The following is a 16,036-nucleotide window of genomic DNA, read 5'->3' as shown; positions in this document are numbered from 1 at the left end:
CTTGCCTTGGACGCACTTTTATGTAGGTTTTATGACAGCGCAAGTGGATTTGGGGGATAATCCGATGGCTAGGGTTTCAGTACTTGTTCTGGCGGGCTTGCTGTTTGTAGGGATGGTTTCACCTGCGCAAGCCTACATCGATCCGGGCTCGGGCAGCGTTCTGACCAGCGCAATCATCGGCTTCTTTGCGGCGGCGGCTTATACGGGCCGGAAGTATTTTTATCGGCTGAAGGACGCGTTGTTCGGTCGTCAACCTAAGGCGGTTGAAGCGGACAACAAAGCGCGGACGCGTTGAGTGGTTCAATGGGCGCTTTGAAGAGCGCGACGCAGCTCCGTGCGGACCCAGGGTCATTTCGCGATCGCAACAATCGTGTTTACGACGACGGGGTGCATATTTATCGCGGCGTAAGCCGTGCGGCCCTCGAAAATTGGCGCGAGGTGTCGCGGACGGACTTCTTTGCGGATCTGATGTCGCAGTCGAAGCTGGTTAGGACTGAGGAGTCAGCCGGCCCTACCGTCGAGGGTGACATCGACCTAAAGTCCTGGCCGGGCGTGCTGCAGCACGATCGTGTTCCCTTCCTGACCTACCCCTATGAGTGGTCCTTCAACATGCTCAAGGACGCGGCTCTGCTGCACCTGGACATTTTGGAAGCCGCCCTCGAACAAGGCTGGACGCTGAAAGACTCATCGTCTTTCAATATCCAATGGGTCGGTCCGAAACCCGTTTTCATCGATATTCCATCGCTCGAACCATATGCCGAAGGAACGCCATGGGGCGGCTACCGGCAGTTCTGCATGATGTTTTTGTATCCGCTGATGCTGAAGGCTTACCGCGGAATTGACTTCGGCCCATTCCTCAGGAGCAGCTTGGAGGGCATCGACCCAAGCGTCGCCAATAAGATTTTGACCGGGTGGACGCGATTCCGGAAGGGCGTAACGACGCATGTTGCGCTGCATGCCCGGATGCAAGAGAGAGCCGCAGCAAAAGAAATCGAGGAGGCCCGCCGGCTCACAGAGGACGCACAAGGTACGGTCCAGGCCGCGACGTCAATGCGGCATTCCAAGGCAATGGTTCTCGGTATGGTTCAAAGCATGAGGCGTACCATCGGAAGCATGCGAAGCCCCGATGCCCAAACGACCTGGGGCGAATACGATACGGGCCATAGCTATGGCGACGATTCATTCGCGAAGAAGCAGCGTTTCGTAGAGAAGCATGGTGGAAGCCGTCATCGCGCTCTTGTCTGGGATATTGGCTGCAATACCGGAACCTTTTCGCGGCTGTGCGAACCATTCGCCGACTACGTTGTTTCAATGGATGGTGACGCTAAGGCGATCGATCGGTGTTACCTGCACGAACGGCAACGAAAGTCTTCAAAGCTGCTTCCGATTGTCGTTGACCTCAGCAATGTGTCCCCCAATCAGGGCTGGCGCTGCTCGGAGCGAAAGGCCCTGGACGCTCGAGGGAATCCAGATCTCGTGCTGTGCCTAGCGCTCATCCACCATATGGTTATTGGCGCCAACATTCCGATGGCCGAATTTATCGATTGGATCGCCTCACTAGGCGCGGATGTCATCATCGAGTTCGTAAGTCCAGAAGATGACATGTCTCAGATGCTCATGCGCAACAAAGTCAATCAGTACACTGACTATACTGAAGCTGAGTTCGAGCGTTTGGCCTCCCGGAGGTTTTCCATTGGAGCTGCCGAGGAGCTAAAGGGCGGGCATCGCAAGATTTATTATTTGCGCTGCCGTTGATGGATGTCCTCAAGACAATCTTGTGGCCACTCATCGCGGCTTTGGAGATTGCGCTCGAACTGATCTATTCGCTCACTGGAAGCTATGGACTCTCGATCATTTGCGTGAGCCTCCTTGTCTCCACTTTGCTCCTTCCGGTGGCAGCTACGGCCCGACGGCTAGAGGCAAAAGACAAGGCCCGTTTAGATCTTATGGCTCCGCAAGTTGCAGAGATTCGAGCCAGCTATCGGGGCCAGGAGCGCTTCGAGAGGATCGATGAAGTCTATAGAGAGTACGGCTACCATCCAATCAAATCGACTGTTTCGCTATTGCCGCTGCTCGTTCAGCTGCCGTTCTTGTTGGCAGCGTTGCTCTTGCTGTCGGACTATCCACCGATCGAAGGAACGCCATTTCTCTTTCTCCCAGACCTTGCGGCGCCGGATCACCTAATAAAGATTGGGGGAGCAGCGGTGAACGTCTTGCCATTCGCTCTCATCGCCGTGACCCTAATTGAGGCCTGGCTCAAGAGAGAGTCGACACCGCAATCTCGTCGACGTTTCCTCATTGTCGCGCTTGTTCTTCTCGTACTGATCTATCCAGCGCCTTCCGGAGTCTGCCTGTATTGGTTTGCCAGCGCATCCTTCTCGCTGTCCCGAACGATTGTTGCGCAGAGTTTTGCCTGAGCGAGCCGGCTTTGGGGAGCTGGTGCATCCGAGCGTGGTTTGGGTAAAGACAACCAAGGCGCCTGTCGCATCGCGCCAAATCCGCTGTTCTTTGGCTCTCAGTCGGCAAAGCATCACAAGACGCGCGCGACATGCTTTCTCGGAAGAGTTCTAGAGAATCTGACCTGCGGTTCGAGACCCTTAGCCAGTATTGATGATGGTCGCATGAATATTTTAGCATGATATTCAATTGATTGGCCAACAACGTCATAGAACCTTTCTATGGAAAATTCTTTTTTGTGATTGCGGTAACATCGCTCGATGAAGCATTTGGCTGCTCCCAGCAGTAGATTTGGCCAGGTGCTTCCCTTCTTTTGGTGCCTCGTCTGCAATCACCCATATCTCTGCGTGCCTCCAGTGTCTCTCGGCGGCAGCGCTCGTCGGCCATGCATGGCGCAAATCCGATCCAGATTTGCTGCCTCAATGCTGACCCTGCTTAGCTAGAGTTCTAATTGACGTAACCGCAGGCTGCTTGTTGCACTGCGGGGTTTGACTTGATAGTTAGTGCCGAGTTTTGGAGCGGAAAAGCTCTGTCATCGCCTCCAAACCGCGAGCGGATTGGCGTAGGGGCTGTTAATTCAATCACGCCTAGCGCGGCGGCAGCCGAGTACCATGCATGAATGACGCCTATTCTGACGACGACTTGCGGGAATTGGAATATCGCGAGATCGTAAGCTCCTTGCCGACGCGCACGGAGATTTTTCTACCGACCGACAAGTTCACACTCGATCAGCGCTTGGCTGGTATCCGGAAAGTCCAGGATATCTATACGAAGCGCCTGGATGCGATCTATCGCCCCAAGCTCAGGGACTTGCGAAAAAAGTACAAGGGGACCAAACGGTGCTTCGTCATCGGAAACGGCCCCAGTCTCAACGAGACGGATCTGTCCGTTCTGAAGGACGAGGTCACCTTCGCGGTCAACGGCTTTTTTCTCAAGGCCAAGGATCTGGACTGGCGTCCGACGTTCTACGTCGTCGAAGACCATCTCGTCGCAGAAGACAGACGCCGTTGGATCAATGCCTTCGAAGGCTCCACGAAGCTTTTCCCGGCCTATCTTGGCTACTGCCTCGATGAGGGTCAGGACACGATCTTTTTCAATCATTTGCCGCGGAAGAGCTTCCCGCATGGCTACGACTTCTCTACCGACGCTGCCCAAGCGACCTATACCGGCTGCACCGTGACCTTCACGTGCATGCAGCTCGCGTTCTATTTCGGTTTCGAGGAGATCTATCTCATCGGCGTCGATGCAAGCTACGACTTGCCCCAGGACGTCAAACAGGCAGACTCCTATGCCGTCGGCGTTCTCGATATGAAGTCCGACGACCCCAACCATTTTCATCCCGACTACTTCGGCAAAGGCTTTCGCTGGCACGATCCGCAAGTCGAGAAGATGGTCCAGGCTTACCAAGAGGCACGGCGCGTGACCGAACGGACCGATCAGCGGATCTACAACGCAACCATTGGCGGCAAGCTCGAGGTATTCGAACGACGCGCCTACGCGGATATCTTTCCCGATGCCCGCGCTCCCGAGGTTGTGGCCGCCGCGAACAAGAAAGCTTTGGCGGAACGTGTCGTTACCCCGCGTCTGCTCGTGCTCGACATCACAGCGCAAGGCGATGGAAGCGCTACCGGCGAACTGAAGCGAAACATCTTCGCGCAATGGCCGGACGACAATTATTTGCAGATCTTCAACAAGGGCGGCGATGCGCTCGGTGTGCAGCGGGGGCTGGTGGCCGACCAGGCGCACGACTATCCCGCCGACGCCGACGAGCTTGAGCGGGTTGTCGATGAGTTCGATCCGGAGCTCATCCTGTACAGGCCCGTGCCCGATGCGCCGGCTCTGCACGAATTCGCCATGCACGCGATCGCCTCGCGTCCATCAGTGCCGCTGGTCACGTGGATTATGGACGATTGGCCGGCTCGCCTGGAGGTCGACGACCCCAGCCAGTACACCGCGCGCAACGAGGACTGGCTCTGGTTGCTCGAGAATTCGGCGCTACGCCTCTCGATTTGCGAAAAGATGTCCGATGCGTTCAAGGAACGCTATGGTTACGAGTTCCAGCCATTTGCGAATGGGATCGAGCCCAAGGATTGGTCTTCGCTCGAGTATCCACCGGATTCCGAACTTGTCGTTCGCTATGCTGGTGCGCTTGCGGACAACATGGGCGCCGGGAGCGTCATGCGCGTGGCCCAGGCCATCGAAAGCCTCGCAGAAGAAGGCCTCCCGATACGCTTTGAAATCCGCACAAGAGAGATCTGGAAGATCAGACGCGGGTCGCAATACCAAGATCTAAAGCGCACGTCGATCGTCACGGACCTTCTGTCGCCCGAGGACTACCGCAAATGGCTCAGCTCTGCCGGGGCCGTTCTCATCGCGTACAATTTCGACGACGACAGCTTGCGCTATGTCGGCCTCTCGATGGCAAACAAGTTGCCTGAATGCCTCGCCAGCGCGGCGCCGCTGATTGTCCACGGTCCTAAGGCAGCAGCCACCGTCTCCTTTGTCGCCGACCTCGACTGTGCGCTTGTTCTCGACAAGCCCGATCCCGACAGCGTGAAGGCGGGACTACGCGAACTCTTGGACAAGGACCGCCGCCGGAAGCTTGGAGCCCGCGGTCGCGAAGTGGCCTTCGAGAAACTCAACCTCGAGGAGATCAGGACCCGGTTTATGGACGCCATGTCGGCGGCGGCGAAATCGGGTGCATCGTCCGCTCCTAGCACGCGGGCGCTCGTATATCCGCGCAGCCTTAAGATGGGCGTGGATGAGACGAAGGTCGTTGCCGAGCTCCTTTCCAAGAAGCGTGGCGAGTCAAATGTGATGTTCGACGTTGGTGCGCATGTGGGAACAAGCGCAGCCTTCTTTGATGCACTCGGTTGGAGCCTCTATTGCTTTGAGCCGAACGACGAAAATCGTGCGCGTTTGACCGCAAGGTTCGGGGAAAACCCTCGCATCCGCATCGACAAGCGCGCCGTCGGCGAGGCTGTCGAGAAGGATCAAGCGTTTTTCGTCTCGGAGGAGAGCACGGGCATCGGTACGCTTCACGCATTCCGGGACACCCACGAAGAGGCTTGCACCGTCGACGTGACCACTGTCGGCGAGGTCGCGCGTCAACATGGCGTGGAAAAAATCGATTTCTTGAAGATCGATGTGGAAGGTCTCGATTTTGCTGTGCTCAAGGGCGTTCCGTGGGACACCATCAAGCCGGAAGTGATCGAGTGCGAGTTCGAAGACGCAAAGACTGTGCCGCTGGGTCATACGTACACCGATATGGCCGATTTTCTCGTAGATAAGGGGTATACGGTCTATATCAGCGAGTGGCATCCGATCATCCGATATGGCATCGCACACGACTGGTGCCGGCTGACAAAATATCCGAGCGCTCTAGCGACGCCCCAGGGCTGGGGCAATCTCTTGGCGTTCCGGGAAGACCCGGGCCTGGACTCGCTGGCGGCTGCATTCAGAAACAATCTGGTTTCAAGGGATGTTGCGCGACGAGACGCGGCTCGCCGTTCTGCCGCCGCTCGTAGGCGCACCAGCATCCTGGCAGCACAAAAAGGTCATGCGGCGGACCGCTATGCGCACTTTGCGGAGAGCATCAAAGGCCGCAGTCATTTGCTCTACCATGCAGGCCGGTTCGTCGCGCGATCTGCAAGAACCGTGTGGCGCCGACGATTCGGTCTCGGCGGCGCCGCGATTCTCGCCATCGTCATACCGTTGGTGGCAGCCCTACTCGTGCCGAGCGCAACGTTCGCCTGGATCTTGGTTGGGCTAAGCGCTTTGGCGGTAGCCGCCTTGGCGGCGGCTCTGATCCTGCTCGCCATGCTAGGCCTGTTGCGGCAAAGGACGGCCGATGCAGAAGGCCGACATCGAGCTGTGCTCGGTCGGATCGAGGCCGCAAACCGCCGCACGGGAGAGCTTGACGCCAAGCTGGACAGGATAATTCGCTCAAACGAGGCTCTGTCGTTGCAGCACGCAACGGAACTTGAACTCTTGCGCGAGCGCGCGGTGGCTGCCGAGCGACAACTGGGCGCGCTCCGGTATCCCGAAGCGCCGCCGTGCATTGTATTCTTCGGCCACCACAAATGCGCCTCGCGCTTCTTCCGCTTTCAACTGATGTCGCGAGTCGCCGAGATGTCGGGAGCCGGCGTCCTGAAGTACGAAATCGAGAACCCGCCGTTCCATTATTCGCAAATGGATGAGTTGGACTTGGCGAACATCGATTTCAGCAGCTTGTCCAGTTCGGAACGCAACGTTGTCCTCTTTGCCAACGCGACGCTGCGGTCGTTGGAGAAGATCCGCTCGGTTGCACCGGATTGGAAGGGTGTTCGCGTCGTACGGGACCCCCGCCAGATTCTCGTTTCGAACTATTTTCATCATCGGGCCGGGCACCCAACCGAGGGTGCCGGGTGGGTCTGGGACAAGCTCGCTACCGACCAGCCGATCTTGCAAAAACTAAGCGAAGAAGATGGGCTCCTGTACGAACTCGACAATATTTCGAAAGAAGTTATCGAGGAGCAGATTCTCGCGCCGTTTACCGACGATCGGTTATTGCAGTTCAGGCTCGAGGACTATGTTCTGGATCCTCGGAAGTATTTGAGCGAGATCGGGGAGTGGTTGTGCGTTTCGGACATCGCGGGAATCGATCTATCGCCCGTGTATGTGAATTCTGAATCCGGAGCGTGGCAGAATCATTTCACACCGCGCGTTCGCGAGATTTTCAAAGAGCGCTATGGCCAAGGGCTCATTAATCTCGGATACGAGAAGACCTTCGATTGGTAGTCTTCGGCTCACGCCGGAGCTTATGAAATCATCGCCCCTTTAATCGCCGCCGGCCGCGATCGTCGCCGGTGACCGCGACGCGGGAAGCCACCTCAACTGCGCCGTAGGGCGGCGCGCAATCTCGCAACAACCCATCGGAATGCTGAGATGCCCGTCCATCGCAGGAGGGTGTTGTGTCTCTCGGCGAGAGCCGCGTGCGCACGAGAAAGCGCCTCCTTCTGTTCGCGCTGTCTTTCTATCTCGCCCCGCGCGATGACGAGCTTCCGGTCGAGCTTTTCGCGTTGCTGCTTCGCAGAGGCAAGACGATTCTTGAGATCTCTGACGATGCTCCGCAGCCGTTCCTCCTCGTCTAATCGCTTACAGTAGATGCTATAGGCAACGATCTCGCTGTCGTCGACCCCACCCTCAGCGTATCCCGTCAGCCGCATCGCGGGCCCGTTGTACATCTCGAACAGGGCCGAATCCGCAGCGGAAAAAATTGCTTTGTGGGTACCGACCTTGCCTGAACCGAAGAACGATGGCGACGCCTGCCGAAAAGTCTCGAACTCCGGAAACGGCTCCCGCGAACGCTCGATTTGCAAGATGCCCGACAGCTTGTTTGCGAACGTGTCGGGCTGACGTGTGATTTCCTCAAATCTAAACGTGTGTACCTGCGCTTGCCTCGCCTGATGCCACCGAAGGATGTGGCTCCCCCACAGGCCGAAGGGCACCGCGCCGGTCAAAACCTCCTCGAGCGTCACCTTCTCGAATTCGGCAATCTTGAGAAGATATCGTTGATAGGAGATGCATGCGTCGCGGCCGTCGCGGACGACGTAGAAAACCATGTCGTCATCGGCAACCGTTCCATCTGGGTGTTCATGCGTCTTGATGAAGTAGCAATCGTCCGATGCTCTGAACTCGTCCAAAGGGAGAGCATCGTCCGCGTTCGCGGTGTGCCCGACCAGCTCTCCAAGTCTTGCGTTCGATCCGATGTCACGTCGATCGCCATAGATCGAGTAGCTGCGTATGCCGAAATAGTGGTTCAGCACAGATCGGCAGTACGTGTTGCCACTGCGAGGGTAGGAGGCAAGCCAAACAATCATCTGCGGTCTAGAGCAACCCTCTGCGGCTGAGCCCGATCTAGACGGTAGCCCAGAAGGCAGGTGCAGCCGATCCAAGTGGAACAGAAACGGACTGTCACGCATATCATGGAACGGGTGTGGCGCAAGCCGTACTGAACGACACCCGTTGGAACGGTGCGACGCGACTGTATCAATTTCTCAAGATCGATCGACGGCGCTACAGGACGGCTCTTGGCCCGTCCATAGACCTTGCCGGTCCAAGGCCAGGGATCAGGCCTGACCCTCAAGGCGGACCTGCGCGTCCGCGTTCCACGCGGAAACACAAGGGATCTTCGCCGGATCGCACCGGTCGGCGTACTTCTGAGCGATCTCGCGCACCTCTTCCAACAGCCCCGCTTCCAACGTGATGGGTTCCAGGCCCATTGCGAGAAACCGATCGTTGGCCACGAACAGATCATTCTCGTCGGCCTCGTTGCGCGGGTTCGGGACGAACGCGATTTGCGTCCCCGACAGGTCGGCTACCATCTTGGCGAGATCGCGGACGCGATGTGTCTCCGTCATCTGGTTCAGGATGTTGACTCGCTCGCCTGTCTGCGGCGGGTTCTCGATGGCAAGCTGGATGCACTTGACAGTATCCTGGATGTGGATGAAGGCACGCGTCTGTCCCCCGGTGCCATGGACCGTCAGCGGATAGTTTACGGCAGCCTGCGCCAGGAACCGGTTGAGCACCGTTCCGTAGTCGCCGTCGTAGTCGAAGCGGTTGACGAGCCGCTCGTCCAGCTTTGTCTCCGCCGTCTGCGTCCCCCAAACGATGCCCTGATGAAGATCCGTGATCTTGAGCTTGTCGTTCTTGTTGTAGAAGTGGAAGAACAGCTGATCCTGGGTTTTCGTCATGTGATAGATCGATCCGGGATTGGCCGGATACAGGATCTCCTGATCGATCAGTTCGCCGTCCTTGGTCTCGACGCGAATTGGCAAGTACCCTTCCGGGATCTGCATGCCGGCGGTGCCGTATCCGTAGACGCCCATCGTGCCGAGATGAACGAGATGCACGTCGACGCCTGACTCAACGATGGCCGCGCAGACATCGTTGGTCGCGTTGAGGTTGTTGTTGACGGTGTAGCGCTTATGGGCCGACGACTTCATCGAGTAAGGTGCCGCGCGCTGTTCGGCGAAGTGGACGATGGCGTCCGGCTTCTCGTCTTCGATTAGCGAGAGCAGCCGGTGGTAGTGCTCGCCAACCGTGAACGTGTGGAGGTCGATGTCGCGCCCGGAAACCTCCTTCCAGGCCCGGAGGCGTTCGTGGATCGGCCGGATTGGCGTCAGGGACTCGGCCTCGAGTTCGATATCGATCTTCCGGCGGGACAGGTTGTCAACGATTGCGACGTCGTGCCCCAGATTCGACAGATGCAGAGCGGTCGGCCATCCGCAGAAGCCATCGCCGCCAAGTACGAGAATTCTCATGGGTATTCCTTCAGCCAGACTGTGCTCTGCCGAATTGTGGAAGGCAGTTTGACCTTTAGCCGATCCCCGCGGCTGTTGACAACCTGTATGACCAGTACCCCGAAAGCACCCCTGGACCCACTAGCAAGGGCCGCGCCGGCGGCGCTCACCTGAGCTCCGAGACGGCCTCGGGCACGCTCACCAGGTCCTCGAACCAGAGGCCGATCTCCTTGAGGTGGGCGATCTTGGTGTCCTCGACCTTCGGCGTGATCGGATGGATGACGAGAGGTTCCGGTTCATCCGGCTCCGGCAGTCGTTGGAACAACCGGTTGGGGAGAAGGGCGACGGACAAGTCGCCGGCAGCGCCCAAGCGGGTCTCCCGGGATTGAAGCACGTCGTTTCCGTTGAAGGACAACGCGTAGAGGCTCGTGGGCGCGAAGTTCAGGCCTTGAGCCAGGAGATAGCGGTTGAATACCGGTTGATCGCCCGCGCTCTCCATGAGCGGCAGACACTTATCCAGCATCGATAAAACCGCCGACGTCGGACGGAGCAAGTAATAGCCGAAGCACAGCACGTTGCCCCACGCCGCGTGAGCCTCGGAAGGCTGAACCGTGCCTGGTGAAAAGACCATATCCTGGGGATGACCGATGGTGTACGGGATCGGGTCACGGAGCCAAATCGCATCGAGATCGCTGGCCAGCGGCGCATAGCCGAGCGCCAGAATGCCGCGCGTGATCTGCATCTGGTGGCGCATGAAGCCCAACCAGTCGCCGTTGAAAGGCACCGTATGGGAGCTCGCCCCGGCTTCGGCGGCAATCTGCGCGGTCTCCTCGTCGAAGCAAAAGACAAGCGGCTTGTGGCAACCCGCCCGCGCGGCCGTCGCGAGCCAGTGTTTTAGCAGCGTTCCGTAATCGCGATTCGCAAACACGCAAACCACAACGTTGCCGTGTACGCGCGCCCTGTCCAATTTCTGTTCCAGCGAGGCGGTGGCATGTAGGTCGGGCATAGGGACACAAGGCTGTTGAATCGGCGCAGCGCACGACGGGCGCAAAGCGTAGGGTCTCTATAGCCCGCAGCCCAGCGGACCGCTAGGATCACGTGCTTTTTCACTCAGCCCCAATGCGCCGGTCATCTTTGTCAAACTTGAGGAGCCCTGCGACCGCAATCAAGGCATGTTTGCACAGCAGCGGTAGTGCTGCGACCGAGGCACCTCAGCGGGGCAAGCGTCTTCGCATGCGCGCCGCGTTGGGATGATAGGTAAGGAAAGAGCCAGATCCCGCTCGGGTCCAGCCTACGACTAGGACACTTGATGTGAGCCGGATCAGACTGATGTAGGACGAGAGTGCCAACGATCATAGCCTTTCACTTCCCCCACAAGACGGCCTCGATGTTCGCCTTCGAGATCCTCAACACGATCTCGCGGCGAACAGGCATTCCGCATTTCTCTCAGAACAACCGGCCTCCAAATCACACGGACTTGGCGGATGCACGTGTGCTCAACGTCGACGGAACGTGCCTACGCGGTCCTGTCCGAAACTTCTCCGTCATCGAGGGCGCTCCCGGCAATCCCGATAAGGACTACAGGTTTGCGACCCCGGATTTCTTGATCGAGGGAGTTTCGTATTTCGCCGTTTGCCAGGTCCGCGACACCCTGGATCTTGTGGTCTCTCAATACTTCTCGCAGGGCTGGCTTCATACGCCCAATGATGATTTCAGCCAGGTGAGGAAAGATCTCCGAGCCGGCCGGATCAGCGTATACGATTATGCATTGATGGAATTCGAAGGCCGCTCCGACTTCGGCCAAGAGTCCATTCTCCAGAAAATGGCGAGGCTTCGCGTGCTGGAAGAACGCCTAGGCCCGGATAGGTTTCTTTGTGTGCAGTACGAGGAAATGGTCGTGGACTATGACCAATGGGCGGCCCGGATCGAAGCCTTCTTGCAGGACGCCATACCGGGCATTGGATCGATCTTGAGTGATTTGAGGCCGGAGTATCCACCCCCGGAGGTTGACCAGGAGTTCTTCTCGGATCCGCTTGAATATGTTGCAAAGAATGGCAGCAGGCTGCGGCACGTGCGCTCACCCTACCCTGGCGATCATCGCCGCTTCCTCACGCCGGCGGAGATCGCCGATCTCAGGAGCCGCGAGCAGGTTTTAATTTCGACCTGAACGGCTTAGCTGGAGGGGCGAAGCGGATCGGCCGCAAGACTCTCGTGTGCCGCACGATCCTCAGGGCTTGTAGTAATCCCGATACCAATCGACGAAACGTTGGATGCCCTCGTCGATCGGCGTGTTTGGCGAGAACGCGACGTCGGCGGTGAGGTCGCTCACGTCGGCATAGGTTTCCAGGACGTCTCCCGGCTGCATCGGCAGGAAGTTTTTCTTCGCCTCACGTCCCAAGGCCTTTTCGATCGCGGCGATGAAGTCCATCAGCTGAACGGGGCTGCTATTGCCGATATTGTAAAGCCGGTAGGGCGCCGACGACGTCCCCGGATCGGGCGCGTCGCCGCTCCATTCGGCGTTGGGCTCCGGGATGCGGTCAGTGACGCGCACCACGGCTTCGACGATGTCGTCGATATAGGTGAAGTCGCGGGCATGGTGGCCCTGGTTGAACACGTCGATGGGTGCACCCGCCAGGATCTTCTTTACGAACGTGAACAGCGCCATGTCGGGCCGGCCCCATGGACCATAGACGGTGAAGAAGCGAAGGCCCGTGACCGGGATGCGGTAGAGGTGCGCATAGACATGCGCCATCAGCTCGTTCGACTTCTTCGACGCGGCGTACAGGCTCAAGGGATGATCCACGTTATCGTGGACGCTAAAGGGCGTACGCGTGTTGGCTCCGTAAACGGAGCTCGACGAGGCATACACGAGGTGCTCCACGCCGCCATGCCGGCAGGCCTCCAGGATGTTGGCGAAGCCGACCAGATTGGACGCCACGTATTCTTCCGGGTGTGTCAGGGAGTGGCGGACGCCGGCCTGGGCCGCGAGATGGACCACGCGCTCGGGGCGGTGTTCGGCGAAGAGGCCGTCCACGGCCTTCTTGTCCGCAAGGTCGCCTTTGACGAAGGCGAAGCGGTTGCGTGGCGCAAGCTGGGCCAGCCGCGCCTCCTTGAGTGAAACGTCGTAGTAGTCGTTGAGGTTATCGAAGCCGACGACCTCGTCGCCGCGATCGAGCAGCACGCGCGCCGTATGGAAGCCGATAAAGCCGGCCGCGCCGGTCACCAATATCTTCATCTGGTCAAACTACCTGGGCTTTCGGGTTGGAGCAGGGGAGCCCGCGTCGTTATGGCTTGCGCTGGTGGGCGGTTTCAACCGGGAAGTTCGGCCTGTCTGCCGGTCCCGCGCGTGTGGCGGGTGCCCCGGCTGGCGAATTGGGGGGCATCATCCAGCGTGCAATATGACCTCGATCACGCTTGTCATTGAAGCGTCATGAGCCGCCTTTCTGCCGGTATTGTCTTCCCCTGTCCATCACACTATTAACGACCAGCGTTTGGACGAGGAGTTGCCGCGTGAAAATTTGCATGATTGGGGCGGGTTATGTGGGGCTTGTTTCCGCTGCCTGTTTCTCGGATTTTGGCTGGAATGTCGTTTGCGTTGACAAGGACGAAGGCCGGCTCGCGCAGCTCCATCGGGGCGAGATTCCCATCTACGAACCCGGGCTCGACGACTTGGTGGCGCGCAACGTCGCCGCGGGCCGCATCCAGTTCTCAGGCTCCCTCGCCGAGTCCGTACAGGACGCGGACGTTGTCTTCCTCGCCGTCGGTACGCCCGTGCGCCGCGGTGATGGGTATGCCGATCTGACTTTTGTCTTCGAGGCCGTCGAGGAACTGGCGCCCCATCTACGGGACGGCGTCGTTATCACGACGAAGTCGACCGTGCCGGTCGGGACGGGACGGGAAATCGAGCGGCGCCTGAAGGCGCTGCGCCCCGACGCCGATTTCGCCGTGTGTTCCAACCCGGAGTTCTTGCGCGAGGGGTCGGCTATTCGCGACTTCACTCATCCCGACCGTGTGCTGGTGGGCTGCGACAACGGCCGGGGACGGGATGTCATGGCGCGGCTCTACGAGCCGCTCTCGCTTCGCAATGCGCCGATCATGTTCGTGAGCCGCGAGTCGGCCGAGTTGGCCAAATACGCCGCAAATTCCTTCCTCGCGATGAAGATCACCTTCATCAATGAAATCGCCGATCTCTGCGAAGAGGTCGGGGCTGACGTCAGCGAGGTGGCGACAGCGGTCGGCGCCGACGGCCGTATCGGTCCGAAATTTCTCAATCCGGGCCCGGGCTACGGCGGCTCGTGCTTTCCGAAGGATGTGAGTGCCCTTGCGCGTACGGCGCGCGAGGCCAAGGCGCCCATCACGCTCGTCGAACAGGTCGAGAAGGTCAACATGGAGCGGAAAATCGCCATGGGCGCGCGCGTGGAACGCGCCGCGGGCGGTTCGGTTCAAGGGAAGACCGTCGCGGTGCTGGGGGTCACGTTCAAGCCCAATACCGACGATATGCGCGATGCGCCAAGTCTTGTGATCCTTCCGATGCTCCAGTCCCGCGGGGCTAAAATCCGTGCGTGCGATCCGCAGGGGCGTACCCAAGCAGAGCCGCTGTTGCCGGACGTCGAGTGGTACGTCGATCCGATGGAGGCTGCGCGGGACGCCGATGTGCTCCTGGTACTGACGGAGTGGAATGAGTTTCGCGCGCTGGACCTCAAGAAGCTGCGATCCGTGATGAACGGTGACGTACTCGTTGACTTGCGCAATGTCTACGCGCCGAAGCTCGCCGCCGAGGCTGGCTTCACCTATATGGGCGTCGGCCGTGGCCAGACGACCAGCTGCGTGGACGACAACGCCACCTAGACCTTATGCCACGCAGGGTGGCGTTTGTGACGTGGTGGGTGACGCTGGCCCGTTCTGGCCATCCTGCTCTAATATACTCTTGGACCTTCGAAATCAGCGCGGGGTACGCCTGAGTGGCCAAATCGCACTACGATTTCGCGATTGTCGGGGCCGGGCCCGCGGGCTCGGCCTGCGCCAACGCGCTGCTGCTTGAGGGCGCGTCGAGCGTCGTCCTCATCGACCGCGCCCGGTTCCCGCGAGACAAGATCTGCGGCGACGGGATCGGGCCCGGGGTCATCGCCATCCTCGAGGCGCTGGAGTTGCGCCACATCCTCGATGGTCATCGGCGCGTCACGCAGATGGTGATGACGAGCCCGCTCGGCGGCCGCATGACACTCAACGACAACGAGATCAGAGGTCAGTCGCCGCTTGGCTACGTGATCCGGCGTACGGAGTTCGATCATGCGCTCATGAGCGCCGCGGCCAAACGGGGTTGCGCCGACAGGACCGGTTGGACGCTCGAGGGCGCGGAGTATGCCGACGGCCGGTGGAGGCTCGATTTGGCGGAAAGCGAGAGCGGGGAGCCATGCTCGATCACGGCGGATGTTCTGATCGGCGCAGACGGGGCAACGTCACGGGTACGGCGGCTCTTGGGGCAGCCTTTCAATCACGAGAGGCACGTGTCGGTCTCGATGCGCATCCTCGCGCAAACGGAGCCGCCTTTTCCCCCTCGGCAGGAGCTCAACGTCGCGAAGGAATTGCCGATCCCCGGCTACGCCTGGAACTTCTCCACGGGGTCGGGAACCGTGAACGTCGGCTTCGTGTGTGACACCCCCACATACAAAGCGAGTGGGCGGCACCTGCGGGAGATCCTCAAGACCTACAAGGGCCTGCTGCCGGATACGCTGTCCTACGACGACGCCACGCGGCACTCCCAAATCCTGCCGCTCGCCTCGCAGATGCCGCCGCTCGCCTACCCCAAGGTTCAGGCGGCGCTCATCGGCGACGCCGCCTCGATGATTAACCCGCTGACGGGAGAGGGCATCTTCTACGGCATGGAGGCAGGCCTCCTGCTGGGCCGCGGGCTCGCGCGCGCGGCGCAGACCCGAGAGGGGAGGGCCCAGGCGCTGATCCGCTACGAGCGCGTCTTCCGCCGCACCTTCACTGGACACTTTCGGGGCAACTACTACCTGCGGAAGCTCCTCGAGCGGCCGGGCTTGTTCGACCGTATGCTTCGGGCGGGCGCAAGAGATCCCAACCTCTGCTGCGATTGCATCGAGTACATGATGGGCAATGAGAGCGGCGTCGGCAGAACGCCGCTCTACCGGCTCGCGCTCCGGACGATGGTTGCCTGAGGAAGTATGCGAGATCTTCGCATACGATTGGGCAGCTGCGAGCCGCTGCTTCCCCAAAAATATCTGATAGCCTCACGAGGTGGTTCCGATCATCAACAGAGCGCGTTGTCCGTG

General features: G+C 59.4%; 11 protein-coding genes. 7 read left to right on the top strand and 4 right to left on the bottom strand.

All coding sequences use genetic code 11. From position 1 onward, the window contains the following. Positions 1-31 precede the first annotated feature (31 nt). The 4 genes from GL4_RS01185 to GL4_RS16470 all read left to right on the top strand — a co-directional run bounded on the left by GL4_RS01185 (position 32) and on the right by GL4_RS16470 (position 7,236). A complete protein-coding gene (locus GL4_RS01185) occupies positions 32-295 on the top strand; it encodes a hypothetical protein (protein WP_156137339.1) in 264 nt (87 codons plus the stop codon). Between the two features lie 8 nt (positions 296-303). Next, positions 304-1,755, top strand: a complete 1,452-nt coding sequence (locus tag GL4_RS01180) for a class I SAM-dependent methyltransferase (protein WP_052464022.1) — start codon at positions 304-306, stop codon at positions 1,753-1,755. Beyond that, on the top strand, positions 1,755-2,417 hold the full coding sequence (gene yidC / locus GL4_RS01175; RefSeq protein ID WP_045363643.1) for a membrane protein insertase YidC: 663 nt from the start codon (positions 1,755-1,757) through the stop codon (positions 2,415-2,417). Before GL4_RS01180 ends, yidC begins: the two co-directional genes overlap by 1 nt. Before the next feature lie 655 nt (positions 2,418-3,072). Continuing rightward, positions 3,073-7,236, top strand: a complete 4,164-nt coding sequence (locus GL4_RS16470) for an FkbM family methyltransferase (protein WP_052464021.1) — start codon at positions 3,073-3,075, stop codon at positions 7,234-7,236. Positions 7,237-7,328: 92 nt separating this feature from the next. Here GL4_RS16470 and GL4_RS16465 read toward each other — a convergent pair whose 3' ends face one another. From GL4_RS16465 to GL4_RS01155, 3 genes are all read right to left on the bottom strand, one after another. Beyond that, on the bottom strand, positions 7,329-8,264 hold the full coding sequence (locus GL4_RS16465) for a sulfotransferase domain-containing protein (protein ID WP_244462658.1): 936 nt from the start codon (positions 8,262-8,264) through the stop codon (positions 7,329-7,331). 303 nt (positions 8,265-8,567) lie between these two features. Further along, positions 8,568-9,761: an NAD-dependent epimerase/dehydratase family protein gene (locus GL4_RS01160; RefSeq protein WP_045363640.1), complete on the bottom strand. Its 1,194-nt coding sequence runs from the start codon at positions 9,759-9,761 to the stop codon at positions 8,568-8,570. Positions 9,762-9,906: 145 nt separating this feature from the next. After that, the gene (locus GL4_RS01155; RefSeq protein ID WP_045363637.1) at positions 9,907-10,746 is read right to left on the bottom strand and encodes a putative nucleotide-diphospho-sugar transferase; all 840 of its coding nucleotides are present in this window, start codon (positions 10,744-10,746) and stop codon (positions 9,907-9,909) included. A 381-nt stretch (positions 10,747-11,127) separates the two neighbouring features. On the opposite strand from GL4_RS01155, the gene GL4_RS01150 reads away from it, so the two are divergent. Next, positions 11,128-11,907: a sulfotransferase family protein gene (locus tag GL4_RS01150; protein ID WP_045363634.1), complete on the top strand. Its 780-nt coding sequence runs from the start codon at positions 11,128-11,130 to the stop codon at positions 11,905-11,907. A 60-nt stretch (positions 11,908-11,967) separates the two neighbouring features. On the opposite strand, the gene GL4_RS01145 is transcribed toward GL4_RS01150, so the two are convergent. Next, a complete protein-coding gene (locus tag GL4_RS01145; RefSeq protein ID WP_045363631.1) occupies positions 11,968-12,975 on the bottom strand; it encodes an NAD-dependent epimerase in 1,008 nt (335 codons plus the stop codon). Positions 12,976-13,250: 275 nt separating this feature from the next. Between GL4_RS01145 and GL4_RS01140 the strand changes: the two genes are divergently transcribed. Next, positions 13,251-14,588: a UDP-glucose dehydrogenase family protein gene (locus GL4_RS01140; RefSeq protein WP_045363628.1), complete on the top strand. Its 1,338-nt coding sequence runs from the start codon at positions 13,251-13,253 to the stop codon at positions 14,586-14,588. Positions 14,589-14,701: 113 nt separating this feature from the next. Further along, complete coding sequence (locus GL4_RS01135; RefSeq protein ID WP_045363625.1) at positions 14,702-15,922, top strand: NAD(P)/FAD-dependent oxidoreductase; 1,221 nt, start codon at positions 14,702-14,704, stop codon at positions 15,920-15,922. Positions 15,923-16,036 lie beyond the last annotated feature (114 nt).

This window comes from Methyloceanibacter caenitepidi (assembly GCF_000828475.1).
Taxonomy (GTDB): Bacteria; Pseudomonadota; Alphaproteobacteria; order Rhizobiales; family Methyloligellaceae; genus Methyloceanibacter; species Methyloceanibacter caenitepidi.
Note: the sequence above shows the minus strand (reverse complement) of the source record. Positions and strands in the feature narration are given on the sequence as shown.

Bases quoted from the DNA above. Each gene is read 5' to 3' on its own strand.
- GL4_RS01150 (WP_045363634.1), top strand. From the start codon at position 11,128: ATGTTCGCCTTCGAGATCCTCAACACGATCTCGCGGCGAACAGGCATT.
- GL4_RS01155 (WP_045363637.1), bottom strand. From the start codon at position 10,746: ATGCCCGACCTACATGCCACCGCCTCGCTGGAACAGAAATTGGACAGG.
- GL4_RS01180 (WP_052464022.1), top strand. From the start codon at position 304: ATGGGCGCTTTGAAGAGCGCGACGCAGCTCCGTGCGGACCCAGGGTCA.
- GL4_RS01145 (WP_045363631.1), bottom strand. From the start codon at position 12,975: ATGAAGATATTGGTGACCGGCGCGGCCGGCTTTATCGGCTTCCATACG.
- GL4_RS01185 (WP_156137339.1), top strand. From the start codon at position 32: ATGACAGCGCAAGTGGATTTGGGGGATAATCCGATGGCTAGGGTTTCA.
- GL4_RS16470 (WP_052464021.1), top strand. From the start codon at position 3,073: ATGAATGACGCCTATTCTGACGACGACTTGCGGGAATTGGAATATCGC.
- GL4_RS01160 (WP_045363640.1), bottom strand. From the start codon at position 9,761: ATGAGAATTCTCGTACTTGGCGGCGATGGCTTCTGCGGATGGCCGACC.
- yidC (WP_045363643.1), top strand. From the start codon at position 1,755: ATGGATGTCCTCAAGACAATCTTGTGGCCACTCATCGCGGCTTTGGAG.